Genomic DNA, 18814 nt, shown 5'->3' with positions numbered 1-18814 from the left:
GCCCGGTAGGACCGAAACACGGTGATCTAGGGGGTCCATCCGGGTTAGCGTGCGGCTGTGCCTTCCGTGGAGACCCTCATCACCTTCGCGCTCGCCGGAATCGTGCTGGTGGTGATCCCCGGCCCGAGCGTGCTCTTCATCGTCGGCCGCGCGCTCGCCCACGGTCGGCGGGCCGCGTTCACCAGCGTCGCGGGCAACACCGTCGGAGCCTCGCTCGTGGTCGTGGCGGTGGCTCTCGGGTTCGGGGCCCTCGCCACGGAGTCGGCCGAGGTGTTCACCGTGCTCAAGCTGATGGGCGCGGTCTATCTCGTGTACCTCGGCGTCCAGACGATCCGTTCCCGCGGCTCCCTCGCGGCTGCCCTCGATGGCGCCGCCGGTCCGGCCGACCGGCGGTTGTTCTGGCAGGGCGTCGTGGTCGGCGTGACGAACCCGAAGGTGCTGATCTTCTTCGCCGCCGTCCTGCCGCAGTTCGTCGACTCCGGCGCCGGCAGCCCGACCTCGCAGATGCTGGTGCTCGGCCTGCTGTTCGCATGCATCGCCGCCACGCTCGACAGCATGTGGGGGCTGGCCGCCGGCACGGCCCGCACCTGGTTCGCCACCTCACCCGCCCGCCTGCGCCGCGTCGGCGGCATCGGCGGCCTCATGATGATCGTGATGGGCGCCGGGCTGGCCCTGACGGGCCGCAAGGACTGACCCTCGCGAGTCACCCATCCCTCCCCGCGAGTAGCCGGCGGCTCGCGGGGAGGGTGGGCATCAGGGGTGGGCGCGGAGTGCGTCGATCAGCCACTCGAACGCCGGCACCGTCGGTGGCCGGGGCTCCCAGCCGTTGAGCGTTCCGAGCAGCCCCCAGTAGCGCTCCACCCGCCGGTCGGTGAAGGTGGCGGTCTTGTCGGCGAGATCGTCGCGGCCCGCCGCGTCGAGCTCCGGCGAGATGAGCCGGTGCAGGACGGCCTGGCCTTCCGCCGATCCGGGTGCGATGCCGGCCGAGACCGCCGCGCCTGCGTGCTCGATGACCGCCGCCGGATCGAGCAGCGGCTCGGCGGCGCCCGGCTCGGATCCCGCTGTGGCCATCTCCCGTACCCGCGCACGGAACGACGGGTCCGTGACGAGCTCGGCGAGCTCCACCCATGCCTCCACCTGCTCGGTGGACGGCTCGTCGGGTAGCTGTGCAGGCATGATGCGCATCGCACCGGCGATGCCCGCGCCCGGGGCTTCGGGGTCGGTGCCGGCGAACGCGCTGTCGACGAACTCGTCGATCAGCTGCTGGCGTTCGGCGGCGGACAGTCGGGCGAGGTCGTTCATCAGTGTCACCTTTCTTTCGGAGGAGTCCCCGCGGGCGAGCAGCGTGCAGACGGCACGTTGCGTCCGCAGGGTTCGGATCTGGCTGTCGATGGCCTGGACGTGCGCCGCGGCCACCTCCTCGACGCTGCGTCTGCGCTCGAGCACGAGCCGGACGTCGTCGAGGCCGAGGCCGAGCTCGCGCAGCGTGCGCACGAGGTCGAGCCGCGCGACTGCACGGGCGTCGTAGCGGCGGTAGTTGCCGGTCGAGCGTTCCGTCTCGGGCAACACGCCCTCGTCCGACCAGAACCGGATGGTGCGGACCGGTACGCCCGAACGGCGGGCGAGCTGTCCGATCGTCAGCAGCGTCGTCTCGGTCATGCGGCTCATCGTCGGGTCTCCACCGGCTGGAAGGTCAACGTCATTAACGGGCCGTCGCGGCGCCCGGTCCGTCACCGCTGCCAGACTCGAGGTGTGGGGGACAACGCGACCTCGGCGGTGCAGACCGTCATCGACACCGTCAGCACGCTCGTCACCGACCGGCCCGGAGTGCTGCTGGCGGCCGTCCTGGCGCTCATCGCGGTCTCGTGGTCAGTGCTGTGGCGGTTGACGCGCACCGTGGTCACCATCGCCCACGAGGGTGGCCACGCACTCACGGCCGTCGTCGCCGGACGCGGTTTGACCGGCATCCGGCTGCATCCCGACACCTCCGGCCTGACGGTCTCCACGGGCGCCCGGCGGGGTCCCGGCCTGGTGTTCACGTTCCTCGGCGGCTACCCCGCGCCGTCGCTACTGGGCGTCGGTGGCGCCGTGCTGGTGGCCGCCGACCAGGCCTCGCTGATGCTGTGGATCGCGCTCGGCCTGCTCGCCGCCACTCTGATCCATGTCCGGAACCTCTACGGGGCGGTCGCCGTGCTCGCCACCGGCGCTCTCGTGGCCGTGGTTGCCGGGTGGGGTGAACCCCGCCTGCAGGACGGGTTCGCGGCCGCGCTGTGCTGGTTCCTGGTGTTCGGTGGGCTCCGCGCGGTGCGGGAGTTGCAGCGTGGCCGGCGGCGCGGTTTGCACGGAAGCTCCGATGCCGACATGCTCGCCCGGCTTACGCCCTTTCCGGGCGGAATGTGGGCCGGATTGTTCTGGTTGCTCGCAGGTGGGGCCGTGGTCGTCACGGTCTGGGTACTGCTCTTCTGAGCTCGCCGCGAGGAGACACGTTGAGGGACTGGAACAGCTGGAATCAGGGCATCATCGACGAGTTCCGGGCGAACGAGGGCCGTGTGGGCGGCCCGTTCGACGGCGCACCGATGATCCTCATCCATCACATCGGCGCGAAGTCCGGCACGGAGCGGGTGGCGCCGCTGGTCTACTTCCCGCAGGACGACGGAACGCTGGTGATCATCGCGTCCAAGGGCGGGTCGCCGACCAACCCGGACTGGTACCACAACGTGAAGGCCAACCCGAAGTTCACCGTGGAGGTGGGCACCGAGTCGTTCCCGGTGCGCGCCGAGGAGGTCTCCGGGGCCGAGCGCGACGAGATCTGGTCGAAGGTCGTCGCCGAGCGTGCCGGCTTCGGGGAATACCAGGCGAAGACGACGCGGCTGATCCCCGTCCTGCGGCTGACCAGGGTGTCCTGAGGCAAGATCGGCCCTGACCGTCGTCGACCCGGAGGAAGCAGTGACCATCTCGCTCGAGCAGGCCCAGACCATCGTGCGCGCCGCGCTGGAGCACGGCACGGAACAGGGGTTCCAGCCGCTCACGGTGGCCGTTCTCGACAACGGGGGCGCGCTCGTCGCCCTCGGTCGCCAGGACGGTTCCGGATACCTTCGGCCGGACCTCGCCACCGCGAAGGCCTGGGGCATCCTCGGCATGGGGATCAACAACCGTGCGCTCGCCGCGCGCGCCGCGGACTCCCCGGACATCTACAACTCGCTCGTCGCGCTGGCAGGCGGCAAGATCGTCTCCGTGCCGGGTGGTGTCTTCATCCGTGACGCGCAGGGCACGCTGCTCGGCGCCGTGGGTGTCAGTGGCGACGCGTCGCTCAACGACGAGGCTGCTGCCCTCGCGGGTATCGCGGCGGCCGGCCTCGTGTCCGAGACCGGAGCGGAGGGCTGAGCACCGGTCTAGCCGTCGGCCGACGTCACGTGAGGGCGGGTCTCGCCCTCGCGCTGGTGTCGGCGGTCACCTTCGGTCTCTCGGGCCCGTTCGCCAAGGCGTTGACCGATGCGGGCTGGTCAGCCACCGGGGCGGCCTTCGTCCGGCTCGGCGGGGCGGCCGTCATCCTGCTCGTGATCCTCGCGGTCGTGCGGCCCGGTGTGATGGCCGCGGTGCGGGCCGACGGCGGCGCACTCGTGCTGTACGGGCTGCTGGCGATGGCCGGTGTGCAGGTCGCCTTCTTCAACGCGTTGCTGTACCTGCCCGTGACGGTCGCGCTGCTGCTGGAGTACACCGGCCCCGTCTTCGTGATCCTCTGGGTGTGGCTGGTGCGCGGGCAGCCGCCGGGCCCGCGCACGGTGCTGGGCGCGGCCGTCGCCCTGCTCGGACTGACACTGGTCGTGCAGGTCTGGAGTGGGATCGGACTTCGCTGGGAGGGGCTCGCCTGGGGTTTCGCTGCGGCGGTGTGCCAGGCGGCGTACTTCCTGCTGGCCGATCGCGCGGGCAACGAGACCCCACCGCTGGTGCTCGCCGGGGTGGGGATGACCGTGGGTGCGGTCGTGGTGGGACTGCTCGGGCTCGTCGGGGTGCTGCCCGTGGTGGTCGACATCGGGGCCACCGGCGTGCTGCTGGCCGGCGTCGACGTCGGGTGGCCGGTCGCCGCCGGGCTCCTCGTCGTCGTCTCCTCCGTGATCGCCTACCTCACCGGGGTGGCTGCGATCGCCAGGATCGGTGCTTCCCGCGGTGCGCTGGTGGCGTTGCTGGAAGTGGTGGCGTCGGCTGTCGCGTCCTGGCTGCTGCTCGGCCAGGTGCCGACCGCCTTGCAGGCGTTGGGCGGCGTGCTGATCCTGACGGGGGTGGCGATCACGAACACGGCACGGACCGTCGCGCTGGTCGAGCCGGAACCCGGCCTGGCGTAGCGATCAGCGGGGGAGCAGCCGCCGCCACCACGGCGCCGGCCGTGGAGGGGGAGCAGGAGCCACAGGATCGGCGGGACGAGCGCGGACGGGGCGTCCGGCGTGCCACTGGCGCACAGCGTCGTCCGCGTTCACCCGCCCGATCCGCACCCTGGGCCCTGACGGGGCGCGGAGGAACTCGACGATGCGCAGGTTGAGCTCCGCGACCGCATCCCGCACCTCCTTCTCGGACGGCAGAGCGCGAAGCGTCTCCGGCAGCCGGTCGAGCTCCTTGCGCAGCTGGATCGACGGCGGCAGCAGCATCTCGCTCGTCAACCCCTCCCGCCTCAGGTAGTTCTTCACCCACCAGAGCTCGTCGTGCGGATCACCGATACCGGCCAGCGGCTTGCCCTTCCCCGGCAGGTTGTCGAAGTCGCCTCGCTCCTGAGCGAGCCGAATCTGCTTGTCCACCACCGACTCGTGACGGTGCGCTCCGGGATCCACTACAGCGCCACCTCCCTCGGACAGGCTCGTCGCCGCCCGACCGTACCGCGGGAGAGCGGCCGACGACGTGCGTGAACCGCGCTGTCCGGACCGGTCCGTGGCCCGCTTCTTGTGCCGTCGGAATTTCGTTTCTCTAGGTCGTGCGCACGGTGTCACGACTGCGGTTAGTCGCAGTAACCCGGCGTTCGGCGTGGCCGCTATTCGGCGGGGCTCTCGTATGAGCCGTTGGGAATCCGGGTCCAGTAGCAGCGAATACTGTGCGGCCATTCGGATTTTCCGATCCGTACATCCTTGTGTTCCTGGGGCGCTGCCGATCGCAACGAAGATCGTCTCATTACGCAGTCGCTGTGTCACCGTGAGCAAGGGGATCTCAGTGCGAACAGGTCGCACCGGACACAAAAGCACCACAGCGACGAATCGGGATCAATCGGTTCGGCGAGTGGGAGCTCCGCGGGAGGTCGGCGCGGCTCCGGAGATGGTTCTGAGGCTGCAGCGGCTGGCGGGAAATGCCGGCGTCACCCGGGTAGTGGCTGGTGAGCAGCGAACGGTGAGCTCCGATCAGGGGGCCGCCACCAGCGGGCAGGACGTATCTGCTCCTGTGCAGCGTTCCGCTGTGCACGATGTGCTGGCCTCGCCGGGCCGGCCGCTCGATGCGGAGCAGCGCCGGGAGTTCGAGGGACCGTTGGGTGCCGATCTCTCGAGTGTCCGGGTGCACAGTGGCGATACCGCGAGCAGTTCGGCGGCGGCCGCGGTCGATGCGCAGGCCTTCACGGCGGGTGATCATGTTGTGTTCGGCGGTCCGGTCGACCGGCACACCTTGGCGCATGAGCTCGCCCATGTCGTTCAGCAGCGGCAGGGGCCGGTTACCGGCACCGACTACGGCGACGGGTTGCGGGTGAGTGATCCGGGTGATCGGTTCGAGCAGGAGGCCGAGGCCACCGCGGACGCCCTGGTGTCGCACGCGTCGCCGGTCCAGCGGGTCGCCGGCGGTGGTCCTGCGGCCGAGATGGGCTCCGCGGGCGGTGTCGCGGTGCAACGTGCAGCCTCTTCCGTCGAGTCCACGCGTGGGTCGGTCGAGGAGGCCGACATCACCGAGGCGGCGTCGGAGACCGAAACGGAGCGGCAAGCGAGGCTCTCCGCGTGGCGCAACGCGGTTGAGTCGCGTGACCCGCTCGGTCGGACGCTCGAACAGGTCGATGAGCAGCGACGGCGACGTGGCTGGCAGCGGCACCTTCTCCCTCCCGCCACGGCGTCCGCCTCGGCTGCGGAGACTCCGGAAGTGCCGATCGCCGAGGCGGAGCCTCCGGGGGCGATGTCGGAGTCGGGGCGCTCGTCGATCGACACCGTGCGCGGATCGATCGAGGAGGCCGATGCCGAGGCGGAAGCGGACCTGCTGGCGAGTATCTCGGTGTGGCGCAACGAGATCGAGCCGCGTGACCCGCTCGGTCGGACGCTGCAGGACGTCGAGGATCAGCGTCGGCGACTCGGCTGGCGGCGGCAGCTTCTCCCTCCCGTCGAGACGCCGGCCTCGGGCGGTGCGGGGACGGCGGAGCCGCCCTCTCCCGGGGAGACGTCGGAGTCGGGGCGCTCCTCGATCGAGGCCGTACGGGGGTCGGTCGACGAGGCCGATATCACCGAGGCAGCGGCGGGGTCCTCCTCGATCGAGGACGACGCCGCGCGACAGGCGAGGGTCTCGTCCTGGCGCGATGACGTCGAGCCGCGTGACCCGCTCGGTCGAACGGCGCAGGAGGTCGAGGATCAGCGTCGGCGACTCGGCCGGCGTCGGTACCTTTTCCCTCCCAGTGCGGCTCCGGCCTCGGGCGGTGCGGGCGCAGACGTGGCCACGCGTGACACCGCGCGCGTCGAGAATGCGGCACCCAGCGTTGGCGGCGGGGTGCCGAACGAGGCCGACGGGGGTGGCCGGCCCCGGCCGCTCCCGCCCATCCCGGAGGTTTCGCCGTCGGATGCCGAGCGCTTCCGGCCGAGCGAACCCGCGGGAGAGGGTTCGGCCGGAAGTGTCGCGCCGGAGCCCGCGAGCCCCGAGATCCGCGAGGTGCCGCGCTCGCGGCCGGCATCCATGGCGACGAAGGTGGCGACAGAGCCGAAAGCGGCGGTGAAGGAACAGGGGGTCCCCACCAAGGAGGTCCCGGCGCAGGCCGGTAGCACCCCGGCCCGGCCTCCGGCCCCGAGTCTGCCTGGGCGCATCGCCGAGGGCTGGTTGAGCGGTGGCGACCGGGTCATCACCATTCAAGGTGGTGAGGACGTGGTCATCGATCGCCTCCTCAGCGCTCTGCCTTTCACGTTGAGCGCCGGTGACATGGAGGAAGCCAAGGCGCAATGGGTGGACACCCTGGGCCTCGGTGCCCTGCAGCCGAGGCTTTCCGCGATGACGCGAGGCGACTCGGTGACCGTACCGATGGACGTCGGCGGCTGGTCCGGTCCGATCACGGTGTCCGCCCGCATCATGTCGGTCGCGCCGCTCGGACCGAAGACGGTCGAGTTCGAGGCGGGTGGTGACCGGTTCAGCTCGACAAGCGAGCTCTCGGAGTCGCGGGAGAGACTCCAGGGCCAATTCGGCGGCACCATCCCGATTATCGAGGGCGGGCCGACCCTGGGCGTGACCCCCACCGGACGAGTGTTGCAGGACAAATTCTCGAGTGGCACGACGGCGCGTACCGGCCGGGCTTTCGCTCGCACGAAGACCAAGGAAAAGGCCACAATTCTGGACGGCCGGATCCAGCTGAAGTTCGACTTCTCCGAGCTTCAGGGTCCGCGTTCGTTTTATGTGGTGGGCTCTCGACAGCGGGTGGCGAGCGGCAAAGAACAGTATGAGTCTAAGACGATCGACGCAATTTCCGCGGATCTCGCCACACCGGTTTCCGAGGGGGTCGGACCCGCAAGGCGCTTGCTCCCGCCGCAGCGGGTGCAGCAGACCCTCGCGCTGGGGGGCACGGACGTCGTCAACGACGTGCATGCGCTCACCGACAGGGGGACGTTCAGCAGCGCCGGGGTGCCGGGGTTGTTGCGCTCCATCGAGGACAACGGCCGGGCATTGTTCGGAACGGACTGGCCGGCGGTGCACAAGGGCATCCTGTCGTTCGTCAGCATCACGTCGCTGCAGCGGGATCTGAAAGCGATGATGGTGGGAGACGGTGTTGCGTTCCCGCTGCCGAAAGAGCTCGGCAGCATCCGGATCGGCGCCCAGATCGTCTCGATGTCACACCATCACACCACAAAGGAGACGGAGTTCAACGTCGGTACGGACACCAGTAGCTCCACGACGTCGAGCGAGGGCAGCAATGAGCGTGGGGAGTTCACTGCCCCCATTGGACTGTCCGGTCTGGGTGGCGGCGTGGCGACGGGATCCTTGACCTTCACTCCCCTCGCTGAGTACGGGTGGGACGGCAGGGAGAGCGCACAGGGCTCCGCGCGTTCCGGCGTCGGAATGAAGATGAAGGTTCCCGGCGCGGTTTTCGACGGTGTGGCGAAGCTGTCGTTCAAGGTCCGCAGACCCGGGCAGCCCGGACAGCCGACCCTGGGAGAGGCGAGGATCGGTTTCCAAGCGATCGTCGATGCTGCGGAGGCGATCGATCCGGGAAGCAAGGACCCGCAAGAGTTCGTGGCGAAGGGGCTCCGGCAACGCTTGACCGCGCCGACGTTCACACCTGAAGAGAAGATCCGGCGGGCGAGCACGGAGATCCTGGGCGGGGGCGGGCCGAGGAACGGAGGAGGGCTGCCTTCCACCGCGGTCATCCTCGACGTCCTTGCCGGAGAAGGCGGCGAACACAATCCGGTGGCCGACACGGCCGGCCGGTTCGGGGAAGAGCAGCTCGGCCGTTCGTGGGCGAACCTCGAGGCGACCGTTCTCGGCACGTTCAGCCGCGAGCGTCTGGCGTCGTCGATCGCGGCGATGTCGCGGGGAGTGCCGCTGCAGAGCCCGCCGTTGATTCTGCCGATTCCTCAGGTGCCCACCCCCCGGCAGCTGAACCCCCTCAAACCCCCGTACGGGGAGGCGTGGGTGTCGGCCACCGCGGCGCTGCAGGATCTGGAGTACGTACGGGAGCTCAGTCCGAAGGCCGAGCTCAACGTGCTCAATGACATCAGTACGAGCTCGGGCGACCGGCACAACTCCTACAAGGGTGTGGGGTTCGAGGTCGGAGGCGCCGCCACGATTCGAACGCCGACGCCGAACGTCACGGTGGACGCTCCCGCACCCACCGTCGGCGCCCGGAGGCGGTGGCAACGAGGAACCCGCGCGACACGGGCCTTCGGCAGCATCGCCAGCGGCAAGTTCGCGAGGCCCAACGCCCCGATGCACGTGTTCCTCGGCACGGCATCGGTGACGCTCATGCTCATCCACAGTGAAGACGCGCCGGTCGCCGGTCCGCAGACCCAGCTCCAGTTCCTGGTGGCCCTGCCCCACTCGCACACCGAGGAGCACGTGGTCGGTGCGGACAGCACTGCCGGGCGGTCCGAGGAGCCCGCGGTCTCGGCAACCGAGATCGCCGCGGCGCCGCCGGCCGCCCCGGCCGCCGGAGGTGGTGTGGGACCCCTGAGGGTGCGATCCAGCCACCAGATCGGGTTCTCGGACGTGGTGGTCCAGCTCGGCAACGACATGGCCGTGATCAACGCGGTCCGCGCAGCGATCGGCGACAGGTTCGGTGACCGTTGGGAGGTCGCCCAGGCGAAACTGCTCCCGGTGTTCGACCGGGCCGTCGTCCAGCCGCTGATCCCGGCGCTCACCCACGGACGGCGGTGGGGCACGTCGGTGCGCGTACCTGCTGCGGCGGCCGGGGCGCGCGACGTCACGGCGGATGTCGCCATCGTGGGCGCGCAGGCCACGATGACCAAGCACACGGACTCCGTGTCGAAGTTCGAGTTCGAGGTCGGCTCGGACTCGACGACCGGCGGAGGAACCCAGACGGTGCGCCGAAACCGATACATCGGTCAGAACCAGACGCTGAGCGTGGCCGCTCAACCCCAGGGCGCCGCCCTGACGGCCAACCCCCTCGGTTTCACCGTGAACATCGACGACACCTCTGGCAGCACCCTGGATGTCACCGGCGGCACGGTGAACAGGGCGAAGATCGTCGAACCGGCCCAGCTGTTCGAGGGCAGCGTCACCTTCACGATCGCGATAGAGATGGGCGGGTCTGCGGAGCCGATCGAGACGCACGCGGTGATGACGGGCGAGTTCGCCTTCCCGGCGCGCGACATGCCCCAGGAGGCCGGGCAAGAAGGGCCGTCGAAGCTCTTCAGCGTGCCCGACCGGATCAAGGACTCGCTTCGCCTCGGCGAGACCGACGTCGTCCTGGACCTTCTGTCGCATGGGCGGCCACCCGGCGGTGCGTCGGCGACGCAGACCGAAGCAGGAGCCGCGACACAGACCGAAGCAGCGCCGGCAGAACCGACGGCGCAGCTCTCAGCGGCGGGCATTCTGAAGCAGTTGGACGCACGCGCCGAGCGGATATTCGGGTCTGTCGAGAAGTGGAACGCCGCACGGGCGGCCCTGGAGATGGAGCTCGACATCGACGAGCTCAAACAGAGGTTCCGGTCGATGATGGCGGGCCGTGGCTGGGAGATCGACCTGGGTGAACACGGCGGCGTGACCATCACGGCCAGCGTGGAGGAGATGGCACACGCCACCCACATCGGGGAGCCCGTGGAGTTCAACACCGGGATCGCAGGCGGTCGTGTCCTCAGCGGTGGTGCGGACGGGCCTCTGGACGAGGACAGGCGCGTCTTCTACCGCGAGGCTTCCCAGCTGACCCGCACTGTGACCCAGCCGGGCGCCAGAATCGCCATCACGCCTGGCCAGACCTATACGTACGAGCGGGGGACGGACAGCGGGAGCGGGCAAACCCGCATACGTCAGACGGGTGTCGGTACCAAGTCGAAGGTCGCGGGCAGCGTGTATGACGGCGTGGCGCTACTCCACTTCGAGTTCGACCTGCCGAGTGGGAGCGCTGCGGCCACTCCGGCGCCGAGCGGGCCCTCCTCCGAGTACCTCAAGACCCGGCAGGAACGGTGGGACGAAATCGGCAAGGAGGTCCGTACGTTGGACGACAAAATGGCCACGCCTGGAATCTCTGACGACGAGAAGAGGCGAGCTGGAGCGGACCGTGCCGACAAAGTCGAGGATCTGAAAGATCTGATGGCGCAGGAGAACTGGACCGATCGACGCAGGGCCGAGGCCCAGCAGATTGCCGCGAGTGCATCCCGTACGCCAGAGGCGAGGGTGCGCTTCACCGCAATGGTCGAGACCGCGGATGCTCACTCGGTCGAGAACGCTGAGGACGCGCGCTTCTCCCGGTACGACAAGCGTGCCGGGAGGGCTGGTGCGGAGAATGAGGGCCGGAAGCCCGCCCAGGGGACGCTCGAGCACGATCACATAACCACGATGCCCGACTTCGGTTCCGTGGAGAAGATGCTCGACGTCTACGGCGACATGATCTACGGGCACTCGTGGAGCAAGTATCGTTCCACGATCCTGAGCGAGCTGAGTGCGGAACAGATCATGGTGAACCTGCCGGCGATGACCCAAGGTATCCCGCTGGAGACCACAGAGATCAACGGCCTCAGGCCCGGGCGGATCACGCTCACCGCCCAGGTGAAGGACGAGAACCGCTGGCTTCTCGACTTCCTCCGCGAGTCCAAGGCCGACGTCGCGCTCGTGGCCGAGAGTACGGATCGACTCCGAAGCCGGGAGCGCAGCTCGAACCTGCATGAGTCGAACAGCCAGCTCGGTATCGGTCCCGTGACGTTTTCCGGTGGCGGCTCGTGGCGCAACCGAAAAGGCGTGCAGGTGCAGATCGGTGGCCGGCTGGTCTCCAACTCCAAGGTGACCCAGCAGCAGGCGCGCTTCGAGGGCCACGCCATCTTCGCCATGACCTTCTATCCCGGGCTTCGGGACGGGCTGTGGGGGCGGGCGTCGTCCTCGACGATGAGCTTCGCCCTCCCGGTCACGGTCTCCATGTCCGCCGAGGACACGTACGTCCCCAGGTGAAGCCGCCACCGTTCCGGGGTCCACGCTCGCCCGGCCGGACTCCGGCGCACGGGTCAGACGTATCCGGATTTGTCGTCGTAAGCGGAGCGTACGAGTCGGCGTATCGAGGGTAGCGAGAGTTTCCTTTTCCATGGGGCTTGCCCAAGGGTGCGACGACTACGAGTAGTCATGGCACTCGCGCACGCCGCTTTCAGCAGCCGCGATGTCCAGATCATCCCCATTTATCGGGGAGAGCTGGTGAAAGGCTGTTCAAATCCTTCTCCAGCATGAGCGATCGGCATGCGGCCATGCGGATTTTTCGACCCGTACATCTTTGCGTTCCTGCGCCGCTGCCGGCTCCAACAAAGATCATGCCATTACGCAGTCGCTGCGCCACCGTGAGCAAGGGGAAACATCAGTGCGAACAGGCCGCACCGGGCGTAGAAGCACCACCGCGGCACGTCGTGGTGAATCGCCGGTGCAGCGCGTGGCGGGCCCCCGGGACGTCGGAGGGGCTCCGGGGTCGGTTCTGACGCTGCAGAGTCTGGCCGGGAATGCCGCCGTCACCCGCGCGCTCGCCGGTGAGAGCTCCGATCCGGCGGCCGCCACGAGCGGGCAGGACGTATCTGCTCCTGTGCAGCGTTCCGCTGTGCACGATGTGCTGGCCTCGCCGGGCCGGCCGCTCGATGCGGAGCAGCGCCGGGAGTTCGAGGGGCCGCTGGGTGCGGATCTCTCGGAGGTCAGGGTGCACACCGGCGGTGCCGCCAGTAGTTCCGCCGCGGCGATCGGTGCGCGTGCGTACACCTCCGGGAATGACGTGGTGTTCGGCGGCCCGGTCGACCGGCACACCTTGGCGCATGAGCTCGCCCATGTCGTTCAGCAGCGGCGAGGGCCGGTTGCCGGCACCGACAACGGTGCCGGGTTGCGGGTGAGTGATCCGGGTGATCGGTTCGAGCGGGAGGCCGAGGCCACCGCTGCGGCCCTGACGGCCCCGACGTCGCCGATCCAGCGGGCTGCCGACAGTGACCCCCCTGTCGAGGCGGGCCCGGACGGTATTGGCGTTGTGGTGCAGCGCGCGCCGACGCCGGCCGACGTCGCGGCGCGGCGTAAGCGATTGGGCTGGCGTCCGCGGCCTCAGGCGGACATCACCGACCCCGCGCCGACACCGGCGGCCGACATCGAGGCACGGCGTCGGCGACTGGGCTGGCGTCCGCGGCCTCAGGCGGACATCACCGACCAGATCCTCGGGTGGCGCAGGGACCGCCCCTCTGTGCCGCCCGGGTCCCGGCCCAGCGGGACCGGTGAGGTCGCGGAGGCGGAGGCAGACATTGCCGACCAGCCGATCGGGTGGGGGCCGCCCGCCACATTCTTCCCGGCCGGTTCCGGTTCGAGTGCCGCGGACGAGCGGGAGGACGAACCCGTCGCAGGCGCGGCGGCCCGGCCGCCGTCCGAGGTCTCCGGGAGAACTGCTCTCTCGCCGTTGGAGTGGCTGCGACCTGTTCGTACACGACCGGGTCTGCCGCTCGGGCCGCGGCTGCGTCCTGGTCGTCCTGGTCCTGCGAGGGTGGCCACCCCGGAGATCGAGGAAGTCCTCAGAGAGGATCCTCAGCCCCCCGCGGTGCCGGAGAAGGACGTTCCTCAGCCTCCCCCTGTGCCGGAGAAGGACGTTCCCACGCCTCCCGCCGTGCCGGAGAAAGAGGCGAAGACCGTCGCGGATCGGCTCACGCTGGGCGGCGACGATCAGATCCTCAAGATCGGCGAGCCTCGCGACCCTAGTACGAGCGACGGGGGCGTGGCCTTCGACGACAACGTCGTCATCGACTTTCTGTCGAACGCCCTGAAGAACGTTGTGAGCCCGCGTGATCTGCAGATCGCCGAGCAGAGGTGGGCTGCCACCCTGAGCGCTGCTGCCCTGCAGCCGATGCTGTCCTCGATGACCCGTGGCGACGTCCTGTCGGTGCCGCTGGACGTCGGCGGCTGGACGGGTCAGATCAAGGTGTCGGCCCGGGTCGTGCACCAAGCGAAGACGACAGGCACCGCCACGGTCGAGTTCGAGGCCGGTGGCGACAGGTTCGCCACGGGTGTCGGCCTGTCGGAGAATCGGGACCGGCGTGAGGGCCAGGGTCTCGGCACGGTCTCACCGAAAGGCGTGAGTGTCGGCCTCGGTGCGAGAGTGCTGCGGGACAACGTCACCGGTGAGACGGTCTCGAGTGGTGGCCGGAGCTTCGCCCGCACCAAGACCAAGGAAGACAAGGCGCAGCTCTTCTATACCGAGATTCAGATGCAGTTCGACTTCTCCGACGTCAAGGGGCCTCGTCGGCTGGGGGTGGGACCACGACGTCAGGTCCCGGAGACCGGGTCGAAACCCATCGGGGCGACGGTGGCCCGGCCACCGGCAGGGGACGCGGCAGCGGCAAGCTTCTGGCCGCCCGCTCGGGTGCAGGAAACGCGTGCGCTGGGCGGCATGGACGTCGTCACGGATGTGCGCGCGCTCGACAAGAGCCTGAAGCCGAGCGCTTCCGGAGTGTCGGCGCTGTTCGGCACGAAAGACGATCGGACGTCGCTGGAAGCCTGGGGCTCCGGACTCCCGGACTGGCCCACCGTCCGAAAGGACATCCTGGCGCACCTCTCCATGTCGTCACTGCAGCGGGATCTGAAGGCGATGATGGTGGGCAAGGGCATCGAGGTTCCTCTCTCGAAGAACCTGGGGAGTGTCTGGATCGGCGCCGAGGCCAACTGGATGTCATATCGGCGCCCCACCAAGGAGACGGAGTTCAACGTCGGATCCGACAGCAGCCGGGGCCGAGCCTCGTCCGAGGGCCGCAATACGCGCGGGGAGATAACGGTTCCCATCGGGATCTCGCCACTGGGGGAAACCGCGGTCACCGGGAGTCTCACCGTCACTCCCGCCGGCGAGTACGGCCGCGAGAATCGGGAGGGCGACCAGGCATCCGCCCGGACCGGCACCGCGCTCAAGATGAAGGTTCCCGGTGCGGTCTTCGACGGCAGGGCGATGCTGACGTTCCGCCACTCCGGCGTCGGCTCCCAGGCAACCGCCATGATCGGTTTTCGGGCCATCATCGATGCCGCGGAGTTGGAATCCAAGGGCGCCGAGGCTCCGCGAGCGTGGAGTGCGGGCGGAGGACCGCGTAAACACAGCATGGCCGCGCCGGTGTTCGCGCCGAACACGAAGATCAGAACAGCGGAAGACGGCTTGGTGGGCGGCGCAGATCAAGGCCGCGGGGGGACAGGACTGCCGGCCGACGTCGTCATTCTCGACGTCCTCGCCGGAGAGGAGGGCGAACACAACCTCGTCGCCGACGAAGTCGCCGACTGGGGGAAGGGGTACTTCGGCGCTTCCTGGGCGGACCTCAAGCCGGTCGTCCTCGGAACCTTCAGCCGCGAGCGGCTGGCGGCATCGATCCCGGCGATGACCCGGAAGGTGCCTTTGCAGAGCCCTCCGCTGATCCGCGCGCAGCACGACCCCGCATGGGTGTGGGGTACAGCGAAGCTCGAAGATCTGTCTTACGTACGGGAGCTGAGTTCCAAGGCCGAGCTCAACGTGCTCAATGACGTCTCCACGAGCGCGAACGCCCAAAGGAGCTCCTACTACGGAGGCGGCGGACAGATTCAGGGCGGCCCTCGGGTGCCGCTCCCGGCGGAGACGTCCTTTTCGCCCTCCTTCCTCGTCGGCGCACGGCAGCGGCAGCGAGGCGGAATGCGCCAGGCGGTGGCCATCGCGAACACCGCGAACGGCAAGTTCGAGAAGCCGATGGTCGTCTTCATCGGTGAGGCCACCGTGGACCTTCGGGTCACCGAGACCGGAAAAGTGCCTGGCCGCATCATGAAGGCCCCGGTCCGGTTCGTCGTCGCCCTGCCGAAGTCCTACACCAAGGAGTCGCTCGCCCCGGGATCGACGGAAGAAGAGCCCACGGCAGAGCAGGCGCAGGCCGACGCAGTGGGCGCCCGGAACAGCGGCGCGGCCGCCCCCGCCCCGGCACGCACACCCCTTGCGGTAGGTCCCCCCGCGCGGGTCACGAAGAACGGCCAGATCGGGGCGTCGGACGTGATCGTGCGGCTCGACAACGACCTGGCCGTGGTCAACGCGCTGAAGGCGGAACTCGAGAAAGACCTCGGTGTCAACTGGCACACGTTCGAGGCGAAGGTGCTTCCGATATTCGACCGGGCCGCAATCCAGCCGCTCGTCCCGGCGCTCACCCATGGACACCGGGTGGGCACTTCGGTGTCGACGAAGACCGCCGACGGGAGCGAGGTGGCGGCAACCGTCAGCATCGTCGGGGCCCGCGCGAACATGACCGAGCACGTGCAGAGCGTCAAGAAGTTCGAGTTTGAAGTCGGGTCGGATTCGACGGCCGGCAGCGGAACGTCGAGCGGGAGTCGAACGCGCTTCACCGGCCGAACTCAGCTTGCGGCGTCTGCGGGGGCCGGGCACGTGACGTCCACCGGGGCAGGCGGCGCAACCGTCGATATTTTCTCCGAAGGTAGCGTCGACTCTGCCGGCGGCCTCGTGGCGCGAACGAAGCTCGTCGAGCCGGCTGAGCTCTACAAGGGTGAGGTCCGGTTTCTGATCGACATGAATCTGGGTGGTCGGGCCACGACCATCGCAGCCTCCATGCCGGGCCAGTTCGCATTCCCGGCGCGGGACACGTCGAAGCCTGCGGCGTCCGAGAAGAAGGACGAGCCTGCCAAGAACGCCCCGGAGGCGCCTGCAAAGAAGGATTCGGAGCCTGCGAAGAAGCCGCCGAACTCCAGGGATGAGTCGGCCTACCGCCAGCCCGCCCGGATCACCAATTCACGCAGGCTCGGCTCGACAGATGTCGTGCTGGAACTCTTCCCCCAGAAAGCCGGAGCGGCGGCGTCGAGGCTGTCGCCCGTACGACGCCCCGAGCCGTCAGCGGCCCTGATCGTGGAGCAGCTGGCGCACGAGGGGAGCGAGATCTTCGGCTCGCCCGAGAACTGGGCCGCCGTACGGCCAGTCCTCGTCGACGGGCTCAACCCCATCACCCTCAAGCCGAGGCTGAAGTCGATGATGGCAGGGCAGGGCTTGCGCATCGACCTGGGGAAGCACGGCCGCGTGACCGTCACGGCCAGCGTCGAGGGCGAGATGTCGCACGTCGAGAACACGCGCGACCCCGCCGAGTTCAACAGCGGAGCCACCAGCGGCCTCGTCCTCGGCGGCACCGCCGACGGACGGCCCAGTGCCGAGACGCGCATCGCCTACCAGGCGATCGGCGGGATGACCGGCAACCCCTCCCCGTCAGCGTCCATCACGCCGGGCTTCACCACCACGCACGAGCGCGGGAAGGACCTGACGGCCGACTATCTCACCTCGCGCCAGAGGGGCGTCGGCACGAAGTCGAAGGTGCCGGGCAGCATCTTCACAGGCGTCGCCCTCCTTCATTTCCGGTTCGATCGGGCGCGCAGTCTGACGAGCACGATAAATCCGGAGTTCTCCGCCCAGTCCAAGCGGCAGGATCAGCGAATCGCCGAGCTCACGAAGGAGCAGTCCCGCGGCAGGCTCTCACGTGCTGGCCAGGAGGAACTGCGCGGCCTGTTGACGGAGCAGAGCGAGAACATCCGTCTCCGCATCGGAATGAGGCAGGACCCGGGGGCCTACACCGGAGAACAGTTCGCGCCGAAGAACATCGACAGGTCGATTCAGGGTGCCGAGAAGGCGCACGAACGTCTCCGCGGCACTCCCGGGGCCGACGAGGCCCAGGTCGGGCGGGCCCGGACGCAACTGGCGGAACTCGCCGCGGCGAAGGACGTGATGCTGCAGGATCGGGTACGCATCACCGGATCTCGGATGGGCCTCGCGCGGGTGCCCTTCACCGTGCTGATCGAGACCAAGGACGCGCTCAAGGTCGAGAACGGTCCGCAGGGCGAGGCAGGCGAACCTCCCACCCTGCGGCTGCCTGACGTGGAGAAGGGTCTCAGGCCGGATCACATCGTTCGCGATCTGCCCGATGTCCATTCGCTCTACGATCTGCTCGACGCCGTGGGGCCGCAGATCTACGGGTCGGCGTGGAAGACCCACGGCCCGATGGTCCACAAGGATTTCAGTCTGGAGAAGCTGAGGGCCGGCCTGGCGGGCATGACCATCGGCAGGCCGCTGACGAGCCACCAGTTCTCGGTCCGCCTCCGGCCCGCACGGATCGAGGCCACCGCCGAGGTGGTTGCGCAGGGCTTCGAGCGCGTGGAACCGAAAGCCGACGTCGCGTGGGTGGGGGAGAACACCAGCCGGTTCCGTGAGCGGGAGCGGGTGTCCAAGCTCAGCCAGTTCATCGGCCAGATCGGTGCGAGCCTGGGCCTCGGTGGCGTGCGGTTCGCCGGCGGCAGCTCCCACCGCACGCGGGTCGGCACGGAGGCGCAGACGGGCGGCCGGCTCATCACCAACGCGAAGGTGACGCAGTCGCAGACCCATCTGAGCGGGCACGTCAAGTTCAACTTCACCTTCTATCCCGGCCCTCTCGGAACGACATCGATCACGCACTCCGGCGTCGTGCCGTTCACGATTTCCGTGCCGACCACGGACACCAAGGAAGTTGCGAAGACCCAGCTGCCGGAGGAGGCCGAGTTGGAGTGGGACGGCCCGACTCCGAGGTATCCCAAGGCGGCGGACGCGCTCGTCGCGATCCAGAACGACCTGGCCCGCGGTCCCGAGGGCGCCGCGTGCATCGTGCAGGTCAGGCGCCCGGGGCAGGCCGAGGCCCGCCAGTACCGGGCCGTGAACGAGGTCGTGAACGAGCGGAGCCGGATCCTGTGGTACGAGACCCGGTCGAACGCTCCGACCTCGGCGCCGTGGAATGCGCGAACGATCAAGGCGTACTTCCTGCCGCCGCCGCCCCCTCCGAAGGACCGTGTCTGACTCGCCGGCACCACGACGACGCCGGTCTTTCCACCGCTTGTTGTCCGAATGGCGGGTGACCTGCTGTGCGCGCAGTGCCCGGCTGCAGGCACAGTGGGGTGTCGACACATTCGGGAG

9 protein-coding genes are annotated in these 18814 nt (G+C 69.0%); 7 read left to right on the top strand and 2 right to left on the bottom strand.

Annotation, left to right across the window (positions count from 1 at the left end; all coding sequences use genetic code 11):
- Positions 1-57: 57 nt before the first annotated feature.
- Positions 58-693, top strand: coding sequence for a LysE family translocator (locus tag MMF94_RS10310; protein ID WP_241036110.1), 636 nt, complete (start codon positions 58-60; stop codon positions 691-693).
- 60 nt (positions 694-753) lie between these two features.
- Here the strand turns inward: MMF94_RS10310 and MMF94_RS10305 are convergent, their stop codons facing one another.
- On the bottom strand, positions 754-1659 hold the full coding sequence (locus MMF94_RS10305) for a helix-turn-helix domain-containing protein (protein WP_241036109.1): 906 nt from the start codon (positions 1657-1659) through the stop codon (positions 754-756).
- A gap of 93 nt (positions 1660-1752) precedes the next feature.
- Between MMF94_RS10305 and MMF94_RS10300 the strand changes: the two genes are divergently transcribed.
- Genes MMF94_RS10300 through MMF94_RS10285 form a run of 4 tightly spaced genes read left to right on the top strand, consistent with a single transcriptional unit; the run spans position 1753 to position 4343 of the window.
- On the top strand, positions 1753-2466 hold the full coding sequence (locus MMF94_RS10300) for a M50 family metallopeptidase (protein WP_241036108.1): 714 nt from the start codon (positions 1753-1755) through the stop codon (positions 2464-2466).
- Positions 2467-2486: 20 nt separating this feature from the next.
- Positions 2487-2906: a nitroreductase family deazaflavin-dependent oxidoreductase gene (locus MMF94_RS10295; protein WP_241036107.1), complete on the top strand. Its 420-nt coding sequence runs from the start codon at positions 2487-2489 to the stop codon at positions 2904-2906.
- Positions 2907-2946: 40 nt separating this feature from the next.
- Positions 2947-3384 (top strand): GlcG/HbpS family heme-binding protein, encoded by a 438-nt coding sequence (locus MMF94_RS10290; protein ID WP_241036106.1) that lies wholly within the window; start codon positions 2947-2949, stop codon positions 3382-3384.
- A 29-nt stretch (positions 3385-3413) separates the two neighbouring features.
- Entirely contained in the window at positions 3414-4343 is a 930-nt protein-coding gene (locus MMF94_RS10285; protein WP_241036105.1) for an EamA family transporter, read from the top strand.
- A 3-nt stretch (positions 4344-4346) separates the two neighbouring features.
- On the opposite strand, the gene MMF94_RS10280 is transcribed toward MMF94_RS10285, so the two are convergent.
- Positions 4347-4823, bottom strand: coding sequence for a DnaJ family domain-containing protein (locus tag MMF94_RS10280; protein ID WP_241036104.1), 477 nt, complete (start codon positions 4821-4823; stop codon positions 4347-4349).
- Between the two features lie 613 nt (positions 4824-5436).
- Between MMF94_RS10280 and MMF94_RS10275 the strand changes: the two genes are divergently transcribed.
- Positions 5437-11829 (top strand): eCIS core domain-containing protein, encoded by a 6393-nt coding sequence (locus MMF94_RS10275; RefSeq protein WP_241036103.1) that lies wholly within the window; start codon positions 5437-5439, stop codon positions 11827-11829.
- A 466-nt stretch (positions 11830-12295) separates the two neighbouring features.
- The gene (locus tag MMF94_RS10270; RefSeq protein WP_241036102.1) at positions 12296-18697 is read left to right on the top strand and encodes an eCIS core domain-containing protein; all 6402 of its coding nucleotides are present in this window, start codon (positions 12296-12298) and stop codon (positions 18695-18697) included.
- Positions 18698-18814: the final 117 nt, after the last annotated feature.

The sequence above is a fragment of the Pseudonocardia alaniniphila genome, assembly GCF_022524485.1.
In the GTDB taxonomy this organism is placed as follows: Bacteria; Actinomycetota; Actinomycetes; order Mycobacteriales; family Pseudonocardiaceae; genus Pseudonocardia; species Pseudonocardia alaniniphila.
The sequence above is the reverse complement of the archived record's forward strand: the minus strand, read 5'-3'. Positions and strand labels throughout refer to the sequence as shown.

What these genes read in the sequence shown, in the direction of transcription:
- MMF94_RS10305 (WP_241036109.1), bottom strand. Translation starts at nt 1,659, where the DNA reads ATGACCGAGACGACGCTGCTGACGATCGGACAGCTCGCCCGCCGTTCG.